Here is a 24,394-nt window from a genome sequence, read left to right as displayed (position 1 = left end):
AAGCTATCCACGACCGTACCGTGACCGAGCCTGATAACGATATGAACACTGCATTCCGCAAGCACTTGCCAGGCACCGACCTGGACTATTTCGATGCCCGCGCGGCGGTCGAGGCGATCAAGCCCGGCGCCTACGATGGGCTGCCTTACACTTCTCGCGTGCTCGCCGAAAACCTGGTGCGCCGCTGCGACCCGGCCACCCTCGACGCCTCGTTGGGCCAACTGATCGAGCGCAAGCGCGATCTCGACTTCCCATGGTTCCCGGCGCGGGTGGTGTGCCACGATATCCTTGGCCAGACCGCGCTGGTCGACCTCGCCGGCCTGCGTGACGCCATTGCCGACAAAGGGGGCGACCCGGCCCAGGTCAACCCGGTGGTGCCAGTGCAACTGATCGTCGACCATTCGCTGGCCGTCGAGTGCGGTGGCTTCGACCCGCAGGCCTTCGAAAAGAACCGTGCCATCGAAGACCGTCGAAACGAAGACCGCTTCCACTTCATCAACTGGACCAAGAAAGCATTCAAGAACGTCGACGTGATCCAGCCGGGCAACGGCATCATGCACCAGATCAACCTGGAGAAAATGTCGCCGGTCATCCATAGCGACCGTGGCGTGGCCTACCCGGACACCTGCGTCGGCACCGACAGCCATACCCCGCATGTCGACGCCCTGGGTGTGATCGCCATCGGCGTGGGTGGCCTGGAAGCGGAAAACGTGATGCTTGGCCGCGCCTCGTGGATGCGCCTGCCGGAAATCATCGGCGTCGAGCTGACCGGCAAGCTGGCGCCAAACATCACTGCCACCGACCTGGTGCTGGCCCTCACCGAATTCCTGCGCAAGCAGAAGGTCGTCGGTGCCTACCTCGAGTTCCACGGCGAGGGGGCTCGCGCCCTGACCCTGGGTGACCGTGCCACCATCTCCAACATGGCCCCGGAGTACGGCGCCACCGCAGCGATGTTCGCCATCGACCAGCAGACCATCGACTACCTGCGCCTGACCGGTCGTGAAGAGCAGCAGGTCAAGCTGGTGGAAACCTATGCCAAGGCCACCGGCCTATGGGCCGACAGCCTGGGCGGCGCCGTGTACGAACGCACCCTGAGCTTCGACCTGGCGAGCGTGGTGCGCAACATGGCCGGCCCGTCCAACCCGCATGCCCGCGTCGCCACCAGCGACCTGGCGGCCAAGGGCATCGCCGGCAAGTGGGAAGAGGTACCCGGGCAGATGCCGGATGGCGCGGTGATCATCGCTGCCATCACCAGTTGCACCAACACCAGCAACCCGCGCAACGTGATTGCCGCAGGCCTGCTGGCACGCAACGCCAACAAACTGGGCCTGGCCCGCAAGCCATGGGTCAAGTCGTCGCTGGCCCCAGGCTCCAAGGCCGTGCAGCTGTACCTGGAGGAGGCGGGGCTGGAAAAGGAGCTGGAGCAGCTCGGCTTTGGCATCGTCGCCTTCGCCTGCACCACCTGCAACGGTATGTCCGGCGCCCTGGACCCAGCGATCCAGCAGGAAATCATCGACCGTGACCTGTACGCCACCGCCGTGCTGTCGGGCAACCGCAACTTCGACGGGCGTATCCACCCTTATGCCAAGCAGGCATTCCTTGCCTCGCCACCGCTGGTGGTGGCCTACGCTATCGCCGGTACCATCCGCTTCGACATCGAGAAGGATGTGCTGGGCGTGGTGGATGGCAAGGAAATCCGCCTCAAGGACATCTGGCCCAGCGACGAGGAGATCGACGCCGTTGTGCGTGCCGCGGTCAAGCCGGAGCAGTTCCGCAAGGTGTACATCCCGATGTTCGCCATCGAGGAAGACCGTGGGCCGAAGGTGGCACCGCTGTACGACTGGCGCCCGATGAGCACCTACATCCGCCGCCCGCCATACTGGGAAGGAGCATTGGCCGGCGAACGTACCCTGCGCGGCATGCGCCCGCTGGCGCTGCTGCCGGACAACATCACCACTGACCACCTGTCGCCGTCCAACGCTATCATGCTCGACAGTGCCGCCGGGGAGTACCTGGCCAAGATGGGCCTGCCGGAAGAGGACTTCAACTCCTACGCCACCCACCGTGGCGACCACCTCACCGCCCAGCGTGCCACCTTCGCCAACCCCAAGCTGTTCAACGAAATGGTGCGCAAGGAAGACGGCAGCGTGAAGCAGGGTTCGCTGGCGCGAATCGAGCCGGAAGGCAAGGTTACCCGCATGTGGGAGGCGATCGAGACCTACATGGAGCGCAAGCAGCCGCTGATCATCGTCGCCGGCGCCGACTACGGCCAGGGCTCGTCGCGTGATTGGGCGGCCAAAGGCGTGCGCCTGGCCGGGGTCGAGGCGATCGTCGCCGAAGGCTTCGAACGTATCCACCGCACCAACCTGGTAGGCATGGGTGTCCTGCCGCTGGAGTTCAAGCCGGGTACCGACCGCAAGACCCTGGGCCTGGATGGCAGCGAGACCTACGACGTGCTGGGTGCGCGTACGCCACGGGCGACACTGACGCTGGTGGTGACGCGGGCCAGCGGTGAGCGCCTGGAAGTGCCGGTGACCTGCCGCCTGGACACCGCCGAGGAAGTGTCGATCTACGAGGCCGGCGGGGTGCTGCAGCGCTTTGCCCAGGACTTCCTCGAAGCGACCGCGTAATGGCAGGGGCCGCTTTGCGGCCCCAGTGGCCATAGGCATTTCAAACAGGACAGCAGATCAATGGCACATGCACCCCAGATCAGAATCCCCGCCACCTACATCCGTGGCGGTACCAGCAAAGGCGTGTTCTTCCGCCTGCAGGACCTGCCCGAGCAGGCGCAAATTCCTGGCCCGGCGCGCGACGCCCTGCTGCTTCGGGTCATCGGCAGCCCCGACCCCTATGGCAAGCAGATCGATGGCATGGGCGGCGCCACCTCGAGCACCAGCAAGACCGTGATCCTGTCGCGGAGCATCAAGCCCGATCACGATGTCGACTACCTGTTCGGCCAGGTCAGCATCGACAAGGCTTTCGTCGACTGGAGCGGTAACTGTGGCAACCTCTCTGCCGCAGTCGGCTCGTTTGCCATCAGCAGCGGCCTGGTCGACCCTGCACGCATTCCACGCAATGGCATCGCCATCGTGCGCATCTGGCAGGCCAATATCGGCAAGACCATCATCGCCCACGTGCCGATCACCGAAGGTGAAGTGCAGGAAACCGGTGATTTCGAGCTGGACGGGGTGACCTTCGCGGCCGCCGAGGTGCAGCTTGAGTTCCTCGACCCGGCGGCCGACGAAGATGGCGACGGTGGCGCGATGTTCCCCACCGGTAACCTGGTCGATGACCTGGTGGTGCCGGGCGTGGGTACCTTCAAGGCGACCCTGATCAATGCCGGTATCCCGACCATCTTCGTCAACGCGGCAGACATCGGCTACACCGGTACCGAACTGCAGGATGCGATCAACGGTGACGCGCAGGCGCTGCTGCGTTTCGAGACGATCCGCGCCCATGGCGCCGTACGCATGGGCCTGATCGACAACGTTGACCAGGCTGCCGGGCGTCAGCACACGCCGAAAGTGGCTTTCGTCGCGCCGCCGAGCACCTACACTGCGTCCAGTGGCAAGGCAGTACAGGCGGGTGATATCGATCTGCTGGTACGGGCCTTGTCGATGGGCAAGCTGCACCATGCCATGATGGGCACGGCCGCAGTGGCCATCGGCACTGCGGCGGCCATTCCAGGGACGCTGGTCAACCTCGCCGCAGGCGGGGGCGAGCGCAGTGCCGTGCGTTTCGGCCACCCCTCGGGCACCCTGCGGGTCGGGGCCGAGGCGCGCCAGGTGAATGGTGAGTGGACAGTGACCAAGGCAATCATGAGCCGCAGTGCTCGGGTGCTGATGGAGGGCTGGGTTCGCGTGCCTGGCGATAGCTTCTAACGCACCAACTGGCGCTCGGCTTCAAGCGGGGCCGCTGCGCGGCTCATCGCCGGCAAGCCGGCTCCCACAGGGATCGCACCGCTGTTGAGGCTTGTGCACTACCTGTGGGAGCTGGCTTGCCGGCGATGGGCTGCACAGCCGCTCCGGCACTTTTGAAGGGAGCTGCATATGAGCGCCAACGTAGACCTCAATGACCGCCCGGATTACGACCAGGTGCTGCAAACCCTCGCCGACTACGTCCTCGGCTACCGGGTCGAATCCACCGAAGCCCTGGACACCGCCCGCAACTGCCTGATGGATACCCTCGGCTGCGGCCTGCTGGCCCTGCGCTTCCCGGAATGCACCAAACTGCTCGGCCCGCTGGTGGAGGGTACCGTGGTGCCCCATGGTGCACGTGTCCCCGGCACTGCCTACCGCCTCGATCCGGTCAAGGCCGCCTGGGACATCGGCTGCACAGTGCGCTGGCTGGACTATAACGACACCTGGCTGGCGGCCGAATGGGCCCACCCCTCGGACAATCTCGGTGGCATCCTGGCGGTTGCCGATCACTTGTCGCAAAAGCGTGTGGCCGCCGGTGAAGCACCGCTGCTGATGCATGACGTACTGGAAGCCATGGTCATGGCCCACGAGATCCAGGGTGTGCTGGCGCTGGAAAACGCCTTCAATCGCGTTGGCCTCGACCACGTGATCCTGGTCAAGGTGGCCTCCACCGCCGTGTGCGCAAGGTTGATGGGGGCCAACCGTGAACAGATGCTCAGTGCCTTGTCGCACGCCTTCGTCGATGGCCAGGCGCTGCGTACCTACCGCCATGCACCCAATGCCGGCTCACGCAAATCCTGGGCTGCCGGTGATGCGTCCAGCCGTGGCGTGCGCCTGGCCGATATCGCCGTGCGTGGAGAAATGGGCGTGCCGGGCGTGCTCACTGCGCCACAATGGGGCTTTTACGACGTGCTGTTCAGCCACACCAACAAGGATCTGGCGCTCAAGCCTGCCGAGCAGCAGGCGTTGCACATGCCGCAGGCCCTGGGTAGCTACGTGATGGAAAACGTGCTGTTCAAGGTCAGTTTCCCAGCGGAGTTCCATGCCCAGACTGCTTGCGAGGCGGCAGTCACCTTGCACCCGCTGGTCCGTAATCGCCTGCATGAGGTCGATCGCATCGTCATCACCACCCAGGAGTCGGCAATCCGCATCATCTCCAAGAGCGGCCCGCTGGCCAACGCTGCCGACCGCGACCATTGCTTGCAGTACATGGTGGCAGTGCCTTTGATTTTCGGCCATCTGGTGGCCGAGCATTATGAGGATGCCTTCCACGCCAACCACCCAAGCATCGACCGTCTGCGCGAGAAAATGGAAGTGGTGGAAGACCCTCGTTTCAGCCGTGAATACCTGGAACCGGACAAGCGCTCGATCGCCAATGCGCTGCAGGTGTTCTTCAAGGATGGCAGCAGTACCGAGCAGGTGGTGGTGGAGTACCCGATCGGTCACCGGCGCCGGAGGGCGGAGGGCATACCTTTGCTGGAGGCGAAATTCAGGGCCAACCTGGCGACGCGTTTCGCGCGGCAGCGGTGTGCGGAGATCCTGGCTGTATGCAAGAACCAGCAGACGCTGGAAGAGATGACAGTGCACCGGTTCGTGGATTTGTTCGTGGTTTGAGCTCGCCTGTAACGATCTCTTCGCGGCTATAGGCGACACAAAAAAGCCCCGGCATCGCTGCCGGGGCTCTGTTTACAGCGTGTAACTCAGCTTACGCTTGAACCACCGGGATCTTGGCGTTGGCTGCCGCTTCGCGGAACTCGGCGATCTGGTCGAAGCTCAGGTAGCGGTAGACGTCGGCAGCCATGCTGTCGATGTCTTTGGCGTACTGCATGTACTCTTCGACGGTCGGCAGCTTGCCGATGATCGAAGCGACAGCAGCCAGTTCGGCCGATGCCAGGTACACGTTGGTGGCGTCGCCCAGACGGTTCGGGAAGTTACGGGTCGAGGTGGACACCACGGTCGAGCCGGTCTGTACGCGTGCCTGGTTACCCATGCACAGCGAGCAGCCTGGCATTTCCATGCGCGCACCGGCTTTGCCGTAGATGCCGTAGTAGCCTTCTTCGGTCAGCTGGTGAGCGTCCATCTTGGTTGGTGGCGCCAGCCACAGGCGGGTCGGGATACCGCCCTTGACCTTGTCCAGCAGCTTGCCGGCAGCGCGGAAGTGACCGATGTTGGTCATGCACGAACCGATGAACACTTCGTCGATCTTCTCGCCCTGTACCGAGGACAGCAGGCGGGCATCGTCCGGGTCGTTCGGCGCGCAGAGCACAGGCTCCTTGACGTCGGCCAGGTCGATTTCGATGATTTCAGCGTACTCGGCATCGGCGTCGGCCGACAGCAGCTCAGGCTTGGCCAGCCAGGCTTCCATGGCCTGGGCGCGGCGCTCCAGGGTGCGGGCATCGCCGTAGCCTTCGCCGATCATCCAGCGCAGCAGGGTGATGTTGGACTGCAGGTACTCGGCAATGGCCTTTTCCGGCAGCTTGATGGTGCAGCCGGCAGCGGAACGCTCGGCCGAGGCGTCGGACAGCTCGAAGGCTTGCTCGACGGTCAGCTCGTTCAGGCCTTCGATCTCGAGGATGCGGCCGGAGAAGATGTTCTTCTTGCCCTTTTTCTCGACGGTCAGCAGGCCTTTCTGGATGGCGTAGTAAGGGATGGCATGCACCAGGTCACGCAGGGTGATGCCAGGCTGCAGTTTGCCCTTGAAGCGCACCAGGACCGATTCCGGCATGTCCAGCGGCATGACGCCGGTGGCGGCGGCGAAAGCCACCAGGCCGGAGCCGGCCGGGAACGAAATGCCGATCGGGAAGCGGGTGTGCGAGTCGCCACCGGTACCCACGGTGTCAGGCATCAGCATGCGGTTCAGCCAGCTGTGGATGATGCCGTCGCCCGGGCGCAGCGACACGCCGCCACGGGTGCGGATGAAGTCTGGCAGGGTGTGGTGGGTAGTGACGTCGATCGGCTTTGGATAGGCCGCGGTGTGGCAGAACGACTGCATCACCAGATCCGCGGAGAAGCCCAGGCAAGCCAGGTCCTTCAGCTCGTCGCGGGTCATCGGGCCAGTGGTATCCTGGGAGCCGACGGTGGTCATCTTCGGCTCGCAGTAGGTACCTGGGCGTACGCCCTGGCCTTCCGGCAAACCGCAGGCACGGCCGACCATTTTCTGTGCCAGGGTGAAGCCTTTGCCCGAATCGGCTGGCTGCTCCGGCTTCTTGAACAGGTCGGAGGCACCCAGGCCCAGTTCGGCGCGGGCCTTTTCGGTCAGGCCACGGCCGACGATCAGCGGGATACGGCCGCCAGCGCGGACTTCATCCAGCAGCACTTCGGTCTTCAGCTGGAAGGTGGTGACCAGTTCGTCGCTGCCGTGGCGGCGCACTTCGCCCTTGAACGGGTAAACGTCGATGACGTCGCCCATGGCCAGGTTGGTGCAGTCGAATTCGATCGGCAGGGCGCCGGCGTCTTCCATGGTGTTGTAGAAGATCGGGGCGATCTTGGTACCGAAGCAGAAACCACCGGCACGCTTGTTCGGTACGTACGGGATGTCGTCGCCGAAGAACCACAGCACCGAGTTGGTAGCCGATTTGCGCGAGGAACCGGTACCGACCACGTCACCGACGTAGGCAACCGGGAAGCCCTTGGCCTTGACCGCTTCGATCTGGGCCAGCGGGCCGACCGAACCAGGCTGCTGCGGCTCGATGCCGTCACGGGCCATTTTCAGCATGGCCAGGGCATGCAGCGGGATGTCAGGGCGCGACCAGGCGTCCGGGGCAGGCGACAGGTCGTCGGTGTTGGTTTCGCCAGGCACCTTGAACACGCTCAGGGTGTACTTGTCGGCGATGGCCGGACGCGAGGTGAACCACTCGCCGGCAGCCCAGGATTCCAGCACGGCCTTGGCGTGGACGTTGCCGGCCTTGGCCTTTTCAGCCACGTCGTGGAAGGCATCGAACATCAGCAGGGTGTGCTTGAGCTGTTCGGCCGCGACGGCGCCCAGTTCGGCGTCATCCAGCAGCGCAACCAGCGTTTCGATGTTGTAGCCGCCCTGCATGGTGCCCAGCAGTTCGGTGGCGTGCTTGCGGTCGATCAGTGGCGACTTGGCTTCGCCCTTGGCAATGGCAGACAGGAAGGCGGCCTTGACGTAGGCGGCTTCGTCGACCCCTGGTGGTATGCGGTGAGTGATCAGGTCTACGAGGAAGGCTTCTTCGCCGGCCGGCGGGTTTTTCAGCAGCTCGACCAGGCCTGCAGTTTGTTCGGCGTTCAGCGGCTGGGGCACGATACCCAGGGCGGCACGCTCTTCGATGTGTTTGCGGTAGGCTTCAAGCACAGTTATTTCCCTCATCAGTGGTCCCTAAAGGGGGTCCGGGACGCTCATCCAGCATTCAATGCACCCATGCGCTGCCACGGCTTTGTGGGCCGCCCAGCCAGAGTCGCAAGGAATCCTTACAGAAGCTGCTTTCAAAGTTTTACGCCTGCAGAACGGAAAGCTGATGAGGGCTGGCACGGGCATGCGAGGGATGCATGGCCCGGGCCAACGCCGTTCTACCGGATGAACTGTGCTCGTGACGCTTTGAAAACAGCTTCCAACGGACATTGTTGCCTTTGAAAAGGCGGGATGATTCTACGGTAAAAAAAGTCTGAAGGTAAGGCGGCGATGATGACTTTAACGAGTGACCCTGGTTAGACAAAGGGCTAACATGGGCCCGTGTTCCACCGCCAAGCTGTTGTTTTTCATGTCCAACAAGTCCATCAAGACCCCTTGCGTCGGCCTGTGCTCAACGGTGTACGGAGACACGGTGTGCCGTGGCTGCAAGCGTTTCCACCACGAAGTGATCAACTGGAACGGCTACGACGATGCGCAGAAGCGCGCCGTGTGGCTGCGCCTGGAGCAGTTGCTGGTGCAGGTGATGATGGCCAAGCTGGAAGTGTTCGACAAAGGCCTGTTGCGCCAGCAACTGGAGCAGCGTTCCATCCGCTTTGTCGAGCAGCAGTCGGAATATTGCTGGGCGTACCAGCTGATTGCCCGCGGGGCGCGGATGATCCGTGACCTGGAGGCCTATGGCATGGCGCTGTTGCCGGAATTCCGCGACTGGGAGTTGCCGCAACTGCGCGACGCCATCGATCGCGAGTTCTTCCTGCTGTCCGATGCGCATTACCAGCGCTACATTGCCCCGGCGTTCATGCAAAAGGCTTTGGAGTAGGCTGTTTCCCGCTGATTTCGGCTGGCATTGTTCGCGTAGTGTCCGGCGTTTCCCATGCACAGGAAACGCCCATGAGTGACTATGTCTACCACCCGCAATTTTCCTTTCTGGCTCGCTGCTGGTGGCAGTTGAGCGATGACATCCTGCGTCCCGACCAGTGGGACGCTTCGATCGCCAAGCTTGCCCCCATGTGGCTGCATTCTGGCGGGGCCGGGTTTCACAACGACCACTGGTACAGGTATCTGCGGGCCGAGCCCGAAGGTGCCGGGCCATTGCGGCTGGAGCCATGGAGCTACACCGCGCCCAGTCATGTCTATGGCGAGCTGTTCTGGTTCGGTGCCTACATCAGCGGTACGGACCGGACCGGTGCGACGCTGCGCTATGAAATGCGGCCTTATGACCGGAACTGGAAACCGCTGAACCGGATTGTGCACAGTGCCCCGGGGTTGCTGTCAGGCCATGCAGGCTATGCAGGCGTCAAGGAGCAGGCCGAGGCGGCGGCCGGGCGCCAGCGTCTGACTGACCCGCAGCACCTGTGGAGCCTGTCGGGTATCAATCACAAGGATATCAAGCGCGGGGCGCGGTTATGCAATGTCGTTCTGGTCAACGCCGCCGGGCAACAGGCGAGGCGCCTCGCCAACCAGGGGGCGTGGCTGATAAACACCCTGTCCGGCCAGCCGGGCCTGATGGCCCTGGAAGTGCTGGACTACGGCCATGAAGCGCGTGATGTCGCTTGGGGTTCGGGCCTGCAGCGTGAGGGCAGCAGTTATGCGTTCAAGGCAGAGCACAGTTTCATCGCCAGTTTGTGCTGGCGGCCCGACGAGACGCCAGCCGGCCCAACCGGCTCCACGGGCGGCCCGCAGGGTTTGGTGGCAGCTCGCTTTGACGACGGCTGGGAGTGGAACCCGAGGGCAAGGTTGAGTGTGGAGCAGACCGATGCCTTGGGCGCGCGCTGGCGTGGCGATGAAACCCGCCCGGCATGCGAGCGTTTCTGGTTTGCCGCCTACCTCAACAACGGGGTCTATGCGTATGAGATCTGGCCGCTCGACGAGCGTGGTCGGCGCCTTAACTTCACCCTGCGCAAGCAGAAGGGCTGGACCATGAGCCTGGCACAGCGTTGGCAATCGGTTCGTGCGAAGGCGGATTTTCTCTGGCATCTGGACGGATTGGACCCGGCTGCCCTGCAGGTGGGGGCAACAGTGGCCAACGTGAAGCTCAGGCACAGCAGTGGCCTAGTCGTGAAACTGGCAGATATTGGCGAACGCAGGCTAGGTACGGAGGCGCTGGGTGAGGTAGGATCCCTGACTGTGCAGGTGGTGGAAACCTCAGCCAAATTCTAGAAGGGCGCAAGGGCGCTGATACAGCGCCCTTGCCTGGGCTCAGTCGCCGCTGTACTCGCAGCCGCTGGTGCAGGTTTCGTGGATGCGGACCTTCGACAGTTCCGGCAGCAGCGGTTTTACCTGGTCCCAGATCCACTTGGCGATCACTTCGCTGGTGGGGTTTTCCAGGCCCGGGATGTCGTTGAGGTAGTTATGGTCCAGCTGCTCGTAGATCGGCTTGAAGATCGCCTTGATCTCGGCGAAGTCGCGGATCCAGCCGGTGTGCGGGTCGAGCGGGCCGGTCAGGTGCAGGCCGACCTTGAACGAGTGGCCGTGCAGGCGGCCGCATTTGTGCCCGGCCGGGACATTGGGCAGGCGGTGGGCCGATTCAAATGTGAATTCCTTGAAGATTTCCACGCTGTCATAACTCTTTGTGAATCAAGAATGCGCGCAGTCTACCAGCATGGCCGCTACAAGGCTTGCAGCCGTTCGTGCAACCGCCCGGTGGCAATCAGTTCCAGCAACTCGTCGCCCAACCGCTGGCTTTCCGCAATCGCCGTGTACCAGTAGCGTTTGCGGCTTGGTGCATCACCCATGAAGCGCTTGAAGTCGTTACGGTCGGGCAGTTTGCCGTAGGGCAGGGCGGCGAGGTATTGCGGTGAGGGCGTCATGAGCAGCACGTTCTGCAGGCGCGTGGCATCGCCCTTGCGCCAGGGCAGGGCCTTGTCGAACCAGCCAGGCACGACCTTGTCGGTGAAGTGCGGGTAAAGCACAAGGTCATCGCCGCGGTAGGGCAGGTCGAGATGGTAATCGAGCAGGCCGCCGTCGCGGTAGGTGCCTGCGCCGGCGCCGGGGATATCTTTCACACCCTCCATGACCATGGGGATGGAGCCCGAGGCGAGCAGGGCATGGCGCAGGTTGGCCAGGTCCAGGGGCAGGCAGCGCGAGGGGAAGTCGGTGAGCGCGTCGAGCGGTGGCGTGGCCCGGCCATCGTGCAGGATGATGCGTTCGAAGTGACGGCCCAGGCGCGCACGGCCAAGCAGGTTGCTCGCAACCACCGAACCCAGGCCTAGGCCCAGGCGTGCGCGATGGTCATGGGCAAGATGCCCATGGCTCTTGACCACCAGGATGTTCAGGCGATAGTGCGGGTTCGCCAGCAGTTCGCCGTCGCGGCCCTGCAGCAGGTCATCGAGCATGCGTTGGCAACTGCGGCTGATCTCGGTTGCGGTGACGCCCTTGGCAAAATCCTGCTCGGTATACAGTTCGCCCAGGCGGCGGATGCCGGCGACCGGGTCGTCGAGGCAGGCGCTGGCGAAGCGCCAGGCACCGATCGAAGCACCGATCAGGGCACGCTGACGAGGCGCCGACGGCAGCCATTCACCGAACAGAGCCAGGTCCAGGCCCTGGATGCCCAGCGGCTTCGGCCCACCTGCCGCGCCCGGCAGCACCCCTACATCGGCCGCCTGCAGGCCACGCTCGCGGACCTGCCGCAGGGCGCGCTGGCCGGCCTTGAAAGTGAGGGCGGGGTATTTCACATGGATGGCGCTCATGACAGGTCTCTTGGGCGGTAGATGGGCATTATAGGGACGCCACAGGGAATCTGCGCAGGCCGGCAAGCCGCAGGCCCATTGACCTGCGCTATCATGCCGGCAGCTGTTTTCAGGTTGAATTAAGGACCGCTGGGTAATCTTAACCCCGTAGACAACTTGTACAGTTCTCAGGAGAGAAGAACGATGAAAACCTTGACTGCCCTGTTCACCGCCGCCGCCCTCGCGTTCGGCGCCAACGCCGCCTTCGCCAAGGATGTGCAGCCCGACGAAGTGGTCAAACTGGTCAACGACAAGACCATCAAGTCGCTGGACGAACTCAAGGCCGCCGCCGTGGCCAAGCACCCGGGCGCCACGGTCACCGACTCCGAGCTGGAAGACGAATACGGTCGCTACATCTACAAGGTCGAGCTGCGCGACAGCCAGAATGTCGAGTGGGATGTCGATCTGGATGCCAAGACCGGTGAAGTCCTCAAGGACGAGCGGGACAACTGATGATCCACCTACCGCGGTCGGCACGCTACCTCGCGCTGGTGCTGCTGGCCGCTTGCTCGCTGGCCATGGCCCGCGACCTTGACCAGGACGAAGCCCTGGCGTTGCGCCAGAAGGGGGTCATCCTGCCGCTCGAACACCTGCTGGAAGCTGCCCTGGGGCGTCACCCCGGGGCGCGCCTGCTGGAGGCCGAGCTGGAGGAGGATGACGATCGCTATGAATATGAAGTCGAGTTGCTGACGGTTGAAGGTGTGGTGCGCGAGGTCAAGCTCGATGCCAGCACCGGCACCCTGCTCAAGGACGAGGAAGACGACTGAATGCGCCTGTTGCTAGTCGAAGATAATGTACCGCTGGCTGACGAGCTGACCAGCGGCCTGCAACGCCAGGGCTACGCTGTCGACTGGCTGGCCGATGGTCGTGATGCTGTGTATCAGGGCCAGAGCGAACCGTACGACCTGATCATCCTCGACCTGGGCTTGCCGGGTTTGCCGGGTCTTGAGGTACTGGCCCACTGGCGCGCCGCCGGCCTGGTCACGCCAGTGCTGGTCCTCACCGCGCGCGGCTCTTGGGCCGAGCGTATCGAAGGGCTGAAGGCCGGGGCCGATGACTACCTGAGCAAACCCTTTCACCCCGAAGAGCTGCAACTGCGCATCCAGGCGTTGCTGCGCCGTGCCCGTGGCCTGGCCAACCAGCCGACGCTGGAAGCGGCCGGCCTGCATCTGGACGAAAGCCGTCAATGCGTAAGCCGCGACGGGGTGGATATCCAGCTGACCGCTGCCGAATTCCGTCTGCTGCGCTACTTCATGCTGCATCCCCAGCAGATCCTGTCCAAGAGCCACCTGGCCGAGCATCTTTACGACGGCGAAACCGAGCGCGATTCCAACGTGCTGGAAGTGCATGTCAATCACTTGCGGCGCAAGCTCGGCCGCAGCGTCATCGAGACTCGCCGTGGGCAAGGCTACATCTATGCCGGGAGCACCGCGTGAAGTCGATCCAGGCGCGCCTGAGCCTGGGCCTGGTGGCGGTGCTGGTAGTGGTCGGCCTGCTGCTGGCGCAACTGACGCTGTGGCTGTTCGAGGCCGGCCTGCAGCGTTACCTGGAGAACGGCCTGCGCAAGGAAAGCGAGAACCTGTTGGTAGCCCTGGTGCGCGGGCCTTCGGGCCTGCAGCTGGACGAGCGGCGTATCTCGGCGGCGTACCAGCGGCCGTTTTCCGGCTACTACTTCCGCATCGATTTCGAAAAAGGCACCTGGCGTTCTCGCTCGCTGTGGGACCTGGACATGCCCAAACCTGCTGCGCCGGGCCTTTCCGACAGCCACCAACTGGGGCCGGAAGGCCAGCAATTGCTGGCCTTGCGGGCCGATTACCGGCGCCTGGGGCAGGACATTTCGATCAGTGTGGCACAGGACTATTCGCCGGTCCGCGAAGGTTTCCGACGCATGCAGCAGATCGGCCTGGGCATGGGCCTGGTGGCGCTGATACTGGTGCTGGTGTTGCAACGCATCACCGTGACCCGCTCGCTGCGGCCCCTGGAGCGGGCGCGTCAGCAGATCGCCCAGTTGCAGCAGGGCCAGCGCTCGCAACTGGATGCCGAGGTGCCCAGCGAACTGGCGCCGCTGGTAGGGCAGATCAACCATCTGTTGCTGCATACCGAAGACAGCCTGCGGCGCTCGCGCCATGCATTGGGCAACCTTGGTCATGCGCTGAAGACACCGCTGGCGGTGCTGCTGAGCCTGGCCTCCAGCGAGCGTCTGAAGGACCTGCCCGAGGTTCGCGCGCAGATGCGCGAACAGCTGGAGCAGATTCAGCAGCGCCTGGCGCGGGAGCTGAACCGTGCACGGTTGGCAGGGGATGCGTTGCCGGGCGCGCAGTTTGATTGTGACGCCGAATTGCCGGGGTTGCTGGCAACGCTGGGCATGATCCATGGTGAGGGCTTGTTGCTGGCCAGTGATGTGCGGCCCGGGTTGTTGCTGCCATGGGACCGCGAGGACTTCCTCGAATTGCTCGGCAACCTGCTGGACAATGCCTGCAAGTGGGCCGACAGCGAGGTGCGGCTGGGCATCGCGGCGGATACCGAGGGCTATCGCTTGTGGGTCGATGATGATGGCCCAGGCATTCCCGAGAGCCAGCGGCAGCAGGTGCTGGAGCGTGGTTCGCGGTTGGACGAGCAGGTTGACGGGCATGGCCTGGGCCTGGGTATCGTGCGCGATATCGTCGAGGCCTGGGGCGGGCGCCTGGCGTTGCTGGAGAGCCCCTTGGGCGGGCTGCGGGTCAGCATCGACCTGCCGCGCAAGGTGCGATAATACCGGGGCCCCTTTGCGGCCCATCGCCGGCAGGCACGATAGCCTTCAATACCACCAATGCAAAAAAATTGCAGTGCAGGCGCATTTTTTTGCATTAGTCCAATCGCACTCTGCCCGGCAAAATCCCCTGCATGAAACCCTACGGTTTCCATCCCTCCACGGACGGAGCCCCTTTTGGCGATTGCCGATGCAATACGCGGCCCAGGCCATCACGGCTGGGCTTTCTTTTCCAACCAGAAAAACCAAAGACCTCGATTACCTTCATGTCTGCCTCGCGTTCCGAAACTCGTCTGCAGCGGCTGTTGCCTGCGCCCCTGAATATTCCCCCCAGAGAATGGTTGCGTGCCGGTATCGGCGCGCTGCTCGGCCTGTTGCTCGCCGGTTGGCTGACCAGCATGGCTTTTGGCCCCGGCATTGCCCTGCACCTGCTCGGTCCGCTGGCGGCTTCGGCGGTGCTGGTATTCGCCGTGCATTCCGGCCCGTTGGCCCAGCCCTGGCCGGTGCTGGGCAGCTATGCCGTGGCCGGTGCGGTCGGCCTGGCCATGCGCCAGGGCTTCGGCCCGGAGCTGTGGGTGGCCGCTGCAGCCCTGGGCCTGTCGATCCTGGTGATGTGCCTGCTGCGCTGCCTGCACCCGCCAGGCGGCGGGGTGGCGGTGAGCGCGGTGCTGGCCGATCCGGGGCTTGCCGCCATGGGCGATCGGTTACTGGAGCCGGTGCTGCTCAATGCGTTGATCCTAGTGACAGTGGCAATCCTCTACAACCGGCTGACCGGCGTGCGTTACCCGAAAGGCGCCGCGCCGCGCAAGGACCTGCACCATACCCATGACCCACTGCCTGGCGAGCGGGTCGGCATCCGTGGCGAGGACCTGGACCAGGCCCTGGAAGAACTGGGCGAGTTCGTCGACGTCACCCGTGACGAACTGGAACGGATCATCCTGGCCACCGAGCAACATGCCCTGCAGCGCAGCCTTGGCGGCATCACCGCGGCCTCGGTGATGTCCCGTGACGTGCAGTTCGCCACGCCCGACACCACCCTGGAGCAGGCTTGGCAAATGCTTGCCAGCCATCATCTGAAAACCCTGCCGGTGCTGCAACACGGCAAGTTGGTGGGCATCGTCAGCCTCAGCGACCTGGTCGGCCCGGCCATGCAGCGTGGTCGTTTCAGTTGGCGCGGCTTGTTCAGCCGCAAGGCGGTGCGCATGGAGCAGGTCATGAGCCGGCGGGTCATCAGCGTCAGCAGCCAGCACCCGCTGGAGCGTTTGCTGCCGTTGCTGTGCGAGCAGGGCCTGCATTGCCTGCCGGTGCTCGATGCTGGCCAGCTGGTGGGGGTGATCACCCAGACCGACCTGATTGCTGGCCTCAAGCGCCAGTTGCTCAGCCGAACCGAGGCTTCAGATCAGCGGGTCCCAGCGTTGTGACCAGTCGCTGGCGCCGGCGGCTACCAGCCGGCGCAGGATGGCAAAGGCTTGTTGCAGGGCGTCGCCGTCACGTTTGCGCGGGTACACCAGATAGGTCGGGTAGGTGAATTCCGGCGCCTGCGGTACTCGCTCGAACACCCCGTTATCCAGGTAGGCTTGCACTACCCGGGTGCGGAAGTATCCACTGCCGCCCTGGTCGAGAATGAACTGCAACGCCAGTGGGCCCAGGTTGAAACTCAGCGCCGGGCGTGCGCAGTCGGGCAGGGCGGCATCGTGTTGGCGGCGGAAGGCTTCGCCCCAGTCGATGTAGATGTATGGGTCGGGGCGGTCGACCCGGCGCACGCGGATCAGCTTTTCCTCCATCAGCTGCTCCACCTGCAGCCCCGGGCCATAGTTCGGCTGGTAGACCAGCGCGGCATCCAGCAGGCCCATTTCAACCTTGCGCAGCAGCGACTCGCCGTCACTCACCTCGCTGCGGATGGCATGGCTGGGCAACTCATGGTGCAGGGCGCTGACCCAGTCGAGCATCATCGGGTTGCCCAGGCTCACCTCCCCGCCCACGTGCAGCACTTGCTGGCAGCCTTGCGGCAGCGGCAGGTCGCGACGGGCCGCTTCCCAGGTTTGTACCAGCTGGTTGGCATAACTGACGAAGGCTTTGCCGTCGCTGGTCAGGCTGGCGCCGTTGCGGCTGCGCACGAACAGTTGGCAACCCAGTTGCTGCTCCAGGCGCTGCACCCGTGCGGTAATCGCCGTCTGCGACACGAACAGGCGTTCGGCAGCGGCGACCAGGCTGCCGCACCGCACGATTTCCAGAAAGGTTCGGGCCTGATCGATGTCCATGAGCTGCTCGCGGGTTGAAGGCGTGGCCTATTCTAGAGGCTTTGCACCGTCATGGGGCGCTTTTGTGCTGTCTGCAAATTTGCAGGTCGGTTGTGACTTTAGTCCCATGGCGGTGCCGGTGCGGCGGTCCATACTCAGGTTTCGCCCTTCAATAACAACAAGTACCGGGTTTTCCTCGATATGAGCTACCAGCACAGCTACGCCCATTCCATTTCCGACCCTGCCGCATTCTGGGCAGAACAGGCCGCGCACCTGGCCTGGCACCGCAAGCCAGCCCTGACCTTGCAGGACAACGCCGACGGTACCCACCGCTGGTTCGCCGATGGCCGCCTGAACAGCTGCTACCTGGCCCTTGATCACCAGATCGAGCAGGGACGAGGCGAGCAGCTGGCGCTGATCTACGATTCGCCAGTGACCGGTGTGCAGCAGGCCTACACCTATCATCAGTTGCGTGACGAGGTGGCGCGCCTGGCCGGTCTGTTGCGCCAGCTGGGGGTGAACAAGGGTGATGGCGTGATCATCTACATGCCCATGGTGCCGCAGGCGGCCATGGCCATGCTGGCGTGTGCGCGGATCGGTGCGGTGCATTCGGTGGTGTTCGGTGGTTTTGCCGCCAACGAGCTGGCCTTGCGTATCGACGATGCCCGGCCAACATTGCTGCTGACGGCATCCTGCGGGCTGGAATTCGACCGGGTGATCGCATACAAGCCGCTGGTCGACCGTGCCCTGCAGCTGGCCCGCCACCAGCCGCGCAACGTGCTGGTGTTGCAACGGCCGCAAGCCCGCGCCGAGCTGCAGGCGGGCCGTGACCTGGACTGGCAGGCGAGCTTGGCGCAGGCCGAGCCGGTGCCACCGATCGAGCTGGATGCGTGCGACCCGCTGTACATCATGTACACCTCGGGTACCACCGGCAAACCCAAAGGCATCGTGCGGGAAAATGGCGGCAACGCCGTGGCCCTGTGCTATGCCATGCGCCACATCTACGGCATGCAGGCGGGCGACGTGTGGTGGGGAATCTCCGATGTCGGCTGGGTGGTCGGCCATTCGCTGATCGTCTATGGGCCGCTGATGAGCGGCTGCACAACGGTGTTCTACGAAGGCAAGCCGATCCGCACCCCGGACGCTTCGGCCTACTGGCGGGTGGTGGAGCAGTACAAGGTCAATGCCCTGTTCTGCGCGCCCACTGCCATGCGTGCCATCCGCAAGGAAGACCCGGACGGCGAACTGATCCGCAAGCACGACCTGAGTTCGCTGCGCCAGTTGTTCCTGGCGGGCGAGAAACTGGATTCCAGCACCCACGAATGGCTGGAGCGGGTCACTGGCAAGCCGGTGCACGACCATTGGTGGCAGACCGAGACCGGCTGGCCGGTCACCGCGCCCTGCGTAGGGCTGGAAGGCAGTGCGGCGAAGCCGGGGTCGAGCAACCGGGCGGTGCCGGGCTACCACGTGCAGGTGCTGGATGACGAGGGACACTTGCTGGGGCCGAACCACCAGGGCTCGATCGTCATTGCCTTGCCACTGCCGCCCGGCTGCAGCCAGACGCTGTGGGGCGACCACGAGCGCTACCTGCAGGCCTACCTGCGCACCTACCCGGGGTATTACCACACTGGTGATGGCGGCTATCTGGATGATGATGGCTTCGTCTACATCATGGGGCGCACCGATGACGTGATCAACGTGTCCGGGCACCGGCTGTCCACCGGCGAAATGGAGGACCTGGTGGCGCGTCATCCAGCGGTAGCCGAGTGCGCGGTGATTGGCGTGCATGACGAGATCAAGGGGCAGGTGCCGTTGGCCCTGGTGGTGCTCAAGGACGGCGAGGACATCGCCGAGGCGCAGTTGCTGGTGGAGCTAGTGGGCAGCGTGCGCGAGGAGATTGGTGCGTTGGCCTGCTTCAACCGGGTGCGGTTGGTGAAGCGCTTGCCCAAGACCCGCTCCGGGAAAATTCTGCGGGCGGTGCTACGCAAGATTGCCGACGGGCAGGTCTATGTGCCGCCTTCGACCCTGGATGACCCGGCGGTGCTGGGGGAGATCGAGGCGGTGCTGGCGGACTTGCCCAGGGCCGGCTGACGGGATGATCTTCTTGCAGGCCTTTTCACGGGTTACCCGCGAAAAGGCCCGTCAGGCAATCATGTCCTGGGGGCCTGCCTGATGCAACTGCCCCAGCCGGCTACGCGTACGCATCAGGTCGGCAAGCGGCCCGTTCAGGCTCTCTTCCAGCGGCCGTTTACCGATCACTATCATTTGCCGGTCCTGGTCATAGAGCACATCCACCAGGTTGACCAAACGCTGCTGCGCCGCCAGCGAGCATTCCGACAGATCGTCCAGCCCGTCGATGATCCATTCATCGTATCGCTCGGCCAGCACCAGGTAGTCGATAACCGCAGTGGCGTTCTCGCACAGGTCTGCAAAGGCAAACAGCACCCGCCGGCCATCGCTGGCCAGGGCGCGCAAGGGGCGTTTGTTCACCTCCAGCATCAGCGGTTGTCGTTGCGGAACCCTGAGCGCCTGGCGTTGTGCCGCCGTGCCTGGCCAGGCATAGCAGCCCCGGGTAAAACGCTGATGTTCGCGGTTGGCCGGCAGGCTGCGGAAATCGGTGTCGCCACTGACCTCGAGCACTTCCATCGAGCTGTTGATCAGGCGGATCACCGGCAGGAAGCGCTCATGGTACAACGGGTTGGGCAGCAAACCTTCGGGCGCATAATTGGACGTCAACAGCAACAACACACCGCGGCTGAACAGGGCGTTGAACAAGCGGGTGAGCAACATGGCATCGCCAATGTCGTGCACGTGGAACTCGTCGAAGCACAGCACCCGGCAGCCGCCCAGCAGTTCGTCGAGGGTGGCGTCCAGCGCATTGTCCAGCGCGCGGTGGCGGTGCATGCCCTGGTGCAGGCGGGCAAAGAAGTCATGGAAATGCAGGCGCTGCTTGGCCGCTACCGGCACGGCCTGGAAGAAACCATCGAGCAGCCAGCTCTTGCCGCGCCCCACTGGGCCGTACAAGTACAGGCTGCGCGGCTGGCCTTGTTCGAGTTGTGCCAGTTGCCTGGCCATGCACTGGATTACCCGGCGCTGGCCGTCGCTGAGCTGATAACCGCGGCTGCGTGCCTTCTCTTCGAACCAGCCGAGCAGTTCGCTCTGCTGGGCGGTGCCACGCAGGCGTTGGCCGAACTGGCGTAGCGGAGTAGGGATCCAGGCAGGCAAAAGCAAAGCTCCTTGGGCGATGGCAGGGCAGGATGCAGCTTGCCCGAGGGCGGCCAATTTGACCAATACAGAAAGTGCGCGGCAATCATCGCCTGGCGAGATAGGTCGGACCTGCAGGCGTACAGTGAAGGTCGTGAACAACACGAGGAGGGGCGAGTATGCAAAGCGGCTCTGATCTGGAGCGCTTCGTCGAGGCGCAGAACCGAGTGTACGGCCAGGTGATGCAGGAGCTGCAGGCCGGGCGCAAGCGCAGCCACTGGATGTGGTACGTGTTCCCGCAGCTCGATGGCCTGGGCCGCAGTGCCATGGCCGAGCGTTATGCGTTGGCCGGGATCGACGAAGCCCGGGCTTACCTTGCTCATCCCCTGCTGGGGCCGCGGCTGCAAGCTTGCGTGACCGCGCTGCTGCAGCACCGCGACAAGAGCGCCCGTGAAATGCTCGGCAGCCCCGACCACCTCAAGCTGCGCTCGTGCCTGACCCTGTTCGCCCAGGCCGCGCCCGACAACCCAGTGTTTCAACGGGCGCTGGTGCAGTTCTATGACGGCGAGCCAGACCCCCTGACGGTGGCCGCCTTGGCGGGTTAGTTCAGGGCTTGCGCTCCAGTTGGCGCTCGATCATGTATTTCACCGCCAGCCGGCGCTCTTTCAGGTGGCGCAAGTCTTCGTCTTCGAAATTGCCGGCCGAGATCGACTCGGCGGCGAGCACCTGGTTGTCGATGTCCATGTACTCGTCGAGCAGCCGGTCCAGCGCCTTGTCCTGCTGGCGGCGTTGCTGGACGATTTCGCGCGGGTAGTGCAGGTCCTGGTAAAGATCGTGAGAAACAGGCATGGGAGTCCTCCATGGTCAATGCAGTTGCCTCATCTGATTGGAAGGGAGGAATACGATTGTGTTGAAGCGAGGCGGGGGGAAAGCGACGGATGGTCGCCGCAGGAAAGGCGAAAATGACTAACTCGCTGTTTTCTGGCAATTTTTTTTCATCAGGGGGTTCACAGACCGAAAGTTTGTTGTTAAAGTGCCGCGCATTCCAAGACAACAACCCAGTTGTCACTCAGTTGGAATTGTCAGGGCAGCAAACGCTGCATCCGATACAGGGGCGTCGCCAAGCGGTAAGGCAGCAGGTTTTGATCCTGCCATGCGTTGGTTCGAATCCAGCCGCCCCTGCCATTTTCTTGCTTCAAACATATTTCGGTCCGGTGCTTGATTGGTAAGCGCTGGGCTTTGTCGTTTCTGCCTTCTGCCTTCTGCATGTCCTTGTAGGCGCGGCTTTGTGTCGCGATGGGCTGCTCCTACACGCTCTTGGTCCCCAGCATCTCATTCAGCACCCGGGCCAGTTCCTCGGCCTGTACCGGCTTCTGAACCACCAGGCTGTCCGGCAACTCCAGCCCCTGCAATTCTGCATAACCGGTAAGCAACACCACCGGCAGGCGCGGATACCGTTCGCGTGCCGCCAAGGCCAGTTGCGCACCGTTGAACTCGGGCATGGCGAAATCGCTCAGCAGCAAGTCGATCTGCTCATCCAGCAAGGCCAAGGCCTGTTCGCCGCTGTGCGCCTGACGCACTTGGTAGCCATATTGGCGTAGCACATCGCCGAGCATGTCGCGCACCAGGTGGTCGTCATCCACCAGCAGTATCGTCCGATTACCGCCGCTTGCGCTGATCGAGTGGCTGAGCCGCGGCGGCAGCGGTTCACTCACCGCTTCATCCTTGACCGCCGGCAGGTACACCGCCACTTGCGTGCCACGCCCCGGCATGGTGTCGATGTGCACGCCACCCCCAGACTGCTTTGCGAAGCCGAACACCTGGGCCAGGCCCAGGCCCGAGCCCTTGCCGATGTCCTTGGTGGTGAAGAACGGCTCGAACACCTTGGCCAGCACCTCTTCGTTCATGCCGCAGCCGGTGTCGCGGATGCTCAGCATCACATACTCGCCCGGGTCCGGGTCTTCGGGGCGTTGCGGGCGGGCTTCAACACGGGTGTTACGGGTCGACAGGGTCAGTTGGCCACCGTCAGGCATGGCGTCGCGGGCATTGATCGCCAGGTTGAGGATGATCATCTCGGTCTGGGTCGGGTCGGTCAGGGCCTGCCACAGGGTGGGCTCCAGGTCCAGGCGTACCGAGATATTGCCACCCAGTGTGCGGCGCAACAACTCCTCCAGGCCGGCCAAGGTACTGTTGAGGTTCAGCGGTACTGGCTCCAGGCGCTGGCGGCGGGAGAATGCCAGCAGTTGCGAGGTCAGTTTGGCACCGCGTTCGCCGGCTTCGCGGATGTGCGTGAGGCGGGAGCGGGCCTTGTCCACATCGCCCTTGGCCAGGTCGCGTTCGAGGAAGCTGGCACCGGTGAGAATCACCGTCAGCAGGTTGTTGAAGTCGTGGGCCACGCCAGCGGTCAGCTGGCCGACCGCTTCCAGGCGTTGCATCTGTTGCAGCGCAGCTTCGATGCGCTCGCGTTCGTCGATCTGCTCGCGCAGGCGCGCGTTGGCTTCGGCCAGGCCCATGGCTGCCTCGCGTTCACTGGTGATGTCGCGTGCCACCACATACAGCAGGGTGTCTTCCGGCACCACCACCCACGACAGCCAGCGCTGCTGGCCGCCAGCATGCAGCACGCGGCCGACGAAGCGGACACTGGTACGGCCATGGGCGAGGGCGGCCAGTTCGGTGAGCAGCAGTTCCTGGTCGGGTTCGGGCAGCAGGTGCAGCAGCGACGACTGGCTCAGGCGCTCGCGGGAAAAGCCCAGGCTGGCCTCCCAGGCGGGGTTCAATGCAACCGGGGTCAGGTCCTTGTTGAGCACCGCCAGCAGGTCCTGCGACAGCTCCCAGGCGCGGTCGCGTTCGCGGGTGCGACGCTCGACCCGTTCACCGAGCATCTCGTTGAGCTGACGCAGCGCCTGGGTGGCCAGGCGCTGGGTATGGATGTCCTGCAGTACGCCGGAAAAGCGCACGCACTGGTCGTTGACGAACTGGCTCTGGCCGCTGCTGAGCAACCAGCGCGGCTCCCGGCCATCGGGCTGGGCGATGCGAAATTCCACCCGGTACTGGCCACCGCTTTGCGGACGCATGGCGCGGTCTACCGCTTCGCGCACCAGCGGCAGGTCGTCGGGATAGATGCCGGCATAGAACACGTCCAGGGTCATTTCGGTGCTGGTGGGCAGGCCGAACAGGGTCTTGCAGCGAACATCCCACAGCAGCAGGCCTTCTTGCGGGCGCATGTCCCAGGTGCCCATGCCGGCTGCGTCGATGGCAAAGCGCGCACGTGCCTCGACGTCGGCCAGGGCTTCTTCGGCGCGACGCCGGCGCTGGCGCTCCTGCACCTCGGTCAGGGCCCGGCGCACCGCCTTGGGCAGCAGTGGCAGGTTCTTCTTCAGCACATAATCGGTGGCACCCAGGCGGATCATTTCCACCGCATGCTCTTCGCCATAGATACCGGACAGGAAGATGAACGGGATGTCCGGTGCCAGGCGCTGGGCAATCGCCAGCACTTCAGTGCCGGACGAGCCTGGCAACACGCAGTCGCACAGGATCAGGTCGTAGCGGGCCTCGCGCAGGGCGTGCTCCACGCCAACATGGTCGAATACCAGTTGCGCCTGCACATGCAGCCCGCTGCGCTCCAGGCGCATCAGGGTCAGCTCGGCATCCATCGAGCTGTCCTCGACCATCAGCAGTTTCAGCGGCATCGGCTGCATCGTCGCGGCGGCCTCAGTTGCTGCCGCGCCGGGGCAGGCGCAGCGAGCCGGGGGGGGGTTCGTTGAGGACTGCCCAGAATATCCCGAGGTCGGAAATGGCGGCGACGAACTCCTTGAATTCCACCGGCTTGACCACGTAGGCGTTCACCCCCAGCTCGTAGGCGCGCAACAAGTCGGGCTCTTCGCGCGAGGAGGTCAGCATCACCGTCGGGATGCTGCGCAGTTCGGGGGTGGCACGCACTTCCTTGAGCACTTCCAGGCCGTCGACCTTCGGCAGTTTCAGGTCCAGCAGCAGCACGGCGGGGTTGCCATCGTCACGTTCGGCGTAGGCATTGCGGCGCAGCAGATAGTCCAGCGCCTCGGCACCGTCACGCAGCACGATGACTTCGTTGGCCAACTGGCTGCGCTCCAGCGCCAGGAGCGTCAGCTCCAGGTCGCGTGGATTGTCTTCGACCAGCAAGATGGGTTTGAGCATGATGGTAGCGG

20 protein-coding genes and 1 tRNA gene are annotated in these 24,394 nt (G+C 63.9%); 13 read left to right on the top strand and 8 right to left on the bottom strand.

Translation table 11 applies throughout. From position 1 onward, the window contains the following. Nucleotides 1–41 precede the first annotated feature (41 nt). From acnD to prpD, 3 genes are all read left to right on the top strand, one after another. On the top strand, nucleotides 42–2,630 hold the full coding sequence (acnD, locus tag HU760_RS15910) for a Fe/S-dependent 2-methylisocitrate dehydratase AcnD (RefSeq protein ID WP_186675844.1): 2,589 nt from the start codon (nucleotides 42–44) through the stop codon (nucleotides 2,628–2,630). A gap of 60 nt (nucleotides 2,631–2,690) precedes the next feature. Next, nucleotides 2,691–3,881, top strand: coding sequence for a 2-methylaconitate cis-trans isomerase PrpF (gene prpF, locus HU760_RS15905; RefSeq protein ID WP_186675843.1), 1,191 nt, complete (start codon nucleotides 2,691–2,693; stop codon nucleotides 3,879–3,881). 168 nt (nucleotides 3,882–4,049) lie between these two features. Continuing rightward, nucleotides 4,050–5,534, top strand: a complete 1,485-nt coding sequence (prpD, locus tag HU760_RS15900; protein WP_186675841.1) for a 2-methylcitrate dehydratase — start codon at nucleotides 4,050–4,052, stop codon at nucleotides 5,532–5,534. Between the two features lie 91 nt (nucleotides 5,535–5,625). Here the strand turns inward: prpD and acnB are convergent, their stop codons facing one another. Continuing rightward, a complete protein-coding gene (gene acnB / locus HU760_RS15895) occupies nucleotides 5,626–8,235 on the bottom strand; it encodes a bifunctional aconitate hydratase 2/2-methylisocitrate dehydratase (protein WP_186675950.1) in 2,610 nt (869 codons plus the stop codon). Nucleotides 8,236–8,641: 406 nt separating this feature from the next. On the opposite strand from acnB, the gene HU760_RS15890 reads away from it, so the two are divergent. Both HU760_RS15890 and HU760_RS15885 read left to right on the top strand, forming a co-directional pair. Next, entirely contained in the window at nucleotides 8,642–9,109 is a 468-nt protein-coding gene (locus HU760_RS15890; protein WP_186675839.1) for a DUF1289 domain-containing protein, read from the top strand. A 71-nt stretch (nucleotides 9,110–9,180) separates the two neighbouring features. After that, nucleotides 9,181–10,449 (top strand): hypothetical protein, encoded by a 1,269-nt coding sequence (locus HU760_RS15885; RefSeq protein WP_217858973.1) that lies wholly within the window; start codon nucleotides 9,181–9,183, stop codon nucleotides 10,447–10,449. A 39-nt stretch (nucleotides 10,450–10,488) separates the two neighbouring features. Here the strand turns inward: HU760_RS15885 and queD are convergent, their stop codons facing one another. Together queD and HU760_RS15875 are read right to left on the bottom strand one after the other, a co-directional pair. Continuing rightward, entirely contained in the window at nucleotides 10,489–10,845 is a 357-nt protein-coding gene (queD, locus tag HU760_RS15880) for a 6-carboxytetrahydropterin synthase QueD (RefSeq protein WP_043213989.1), read from the bottom strand. Between the two features lie 53 nt (nucleotides 10,846–10,898). Next, a complete protein-coding gene (locus tag HU760_RS15875) occupies nucleotides 10,899–11,978 on the bottom strand; it encodes a patatin-like phospholipase domain-containing protein (RefSeq protein ID WP_186675835.1) in 1,080 nt (359 codons plus the stop codon). A gap of 183 nt (nucleotides 11,979–12,161) precedes the next feature. Between HU760_RS15875 and HU760_RS15870 the strand changes: the two genes are divergently transcribed. From HU760_RS15870 to HU760_RS15850, 5 genes are all read left to right on the top strand, one after another. Next, a complete protein-coding gene (locus HU760_RS15870; RefSeq protein ID WP_186675833.1) occupies nucleotides 12,162–12,470 on the top strand; it encodes a PepSY domain-containing protein in 309 nt (102 codons plus the stop codon). Continuing rightward, nucleotides 12,470–12,784, top strand: a complete 315-nt coding sequence (locus HU760_RS15865; RefSeq protein ID WP_186675831.1) for a PepSY domain-containing protein — start codon at nucleotides 12,470–12,472, stop codon at nucleotides 12,782–12,784. The genes HU760_RS15870 and HU760_RS15865 overlap by 1 nt, the downstream gene beginning before the upstream one ends. Next, nucleotides 12,785–13,453: a response regulator transcription factor gene (locus HU760_RS15860; protein WP_186675829.1), complete on the top strand. Its 669-nt coding sequence runs from the start codon at nucleotides 12,785–12,787 to the stop codon at nucleotides 13,451–13,453. Continuing rightward, nucleotides 13,450–14,769, top strand: coding sequence for an ATP-binding protein (locus tag HU760_RS15855; protein WP_186675825.1), 1,320 nt, complete (start codon nucleotides 13,450–13,452; stop codon nucleotides 14,767–14,769). Before HU760_RS15860 ends, HU760_RS15855 begins: the two co-directional genes overlap by 4 nt. 263 nt (nucleotides 14,770–15,032) lie before the next feature. Continuing rightward, a complete protein-coding gene (locus HU760_RS15850) occupies nucleotides 15,033–16,187 on the top strand; it encodes an HPP family protein (protein WP_186675822.1) in 1,155 nt (384 codons plus the stop codon). Here the strand turns inward: HU760_RS15850 and HU760_RS15845 are convergent. Then, the gene (locus tag HU760_RS15845; protein ID WP_186675819.1) at nucleotides 16,161–17,027 is read right to left on the bottom strand and encodes a LysR family transcriptional regulator; all 867 of its coding nucleotides are present in this window, start codon (nucleotides 17,025–17,027) and stop codon (nucleotides 16,161–16,163) included. The two genes, HU760_RS15850 and HU760_RS15845, sit on opposite strands and share 27 nt — an antisense overlap. Before the next feature lie 180 nt (nucleotides 17,028–17,207). Between HU760_RS15845 and HU760_RS15840 the strand changes: the two genes are divergently transcribed. Beyond that, a complete protein-coding gene (locus HU760_RS15840; protein ID WP_186675817.1) occupies nucleotides 17,208–19,097 on the top strand; it encodes a propionyl-CoA synthetase in 1,890 nt (629 codons plus the stop codon). A 51-nt stretch (nucleotides 19,098–19,148) separates the two neighbouring features. Here the strand turns inward: HU760_RS15840 and zapE are convergent, their stop codons facing one another. After that, complete coding sequence (zapE, locus tag HU760_RS15835; RefSeq protein ID WP_186675815.1) at nucleotides 19,149–20,231, bottom strand: cell division protein ZapE; 1,083 nt, start codon at nucleotides 20,229–20,231, stop codon at nucleotides 19,149–19,151. Nucleotides 20,232–20,389: 158 nt separating this feature from the next. Here zapE and HU760_RS15830 point away from each other — a divergent pair, with 158 nt between their 5' ends. Further along, nucleotides 20,390–20,815 carry a DUF1810 domain-containing protein gene (locus tag HU760_RS15830; protein WP_186675812.1) on the top strand — a complete coding sequence of 142 codons (426 nt, stop codon included), beginning with the start codon at nucleotides 20,390–20,392 and terminating at the stop codon, nucleotides 20,813–20,815. A gap of 1 nt (nucleotide 20,816) precedes the next feature. Here HU760_RS15830 and HU760_RS15825 read toward each other — a convergent pair whose 3' ends face one another. Then, the gene (locus HU760_RS15825; protein WP_170029248.1) at nucleotides 20,817–21,059 is read right to left on the bottom strand and encodes a hypothetical protein; all 243 of its coding nucleotides are present in this window, start codon (nucleotides 21,057–21,059) and stop codon (nucleotides 20,817–20,819) included. A gap of 261 nt (nucleotides 21,060–21,320) precedes the next feature. Here HU760_RS15825 and HU760_RS15820 point away from each other — a divergent pair. After that, nucleotides 21,321–21,395, top strand: a tRNA-Gln gene (locus HU760_RS15820). Nucleotides 21,396–21,517: 122 nt separating this feature from the next. Here the strand turns inward: HU760_RS15820 and HU760_RS15815 are convergent. After that, entirely contained in the window at nucleotides 21,518–23,908 is a 2,391-nt protein-coding gene (locus HU760_RS15815; protein WP_186675811.1) for a response regulator, read from the bottom strand. 13 nt (nucleotides 23,909–23,921) lie between these two features. Then, the gene (locus HU760_RS15810) at nucleotides 23,922–24,383 is read right to left on the bottom strand and encodes a response regulator (protein ID WP_186675810.1); all 462 of its coding nucleotides are present in this window, start codon (nucleotides 24,381–24,383) and stop codon (nucleotides 23,922–23,924) included. Nucleotides 24,384–24,394 lie beyond the last annotated feature (11 nt).

Origin of the sequence: Pseudomonas oryzicola (genome assembly GCF_014269185.2) — a bacterium.
Lineage (GTDB): Bacteria > Pseudomonadota > Gammaproteobacteria > Pseudomonadales > Pseudomonadaceae > Aquipseudomonas > Aquipseudomonas oryzicola.
The sequence above is the reverse complement of the archived record's forward strand: the minus strand, read 5'-3'. Positions and strand labels throughout refer to the sequence as shown.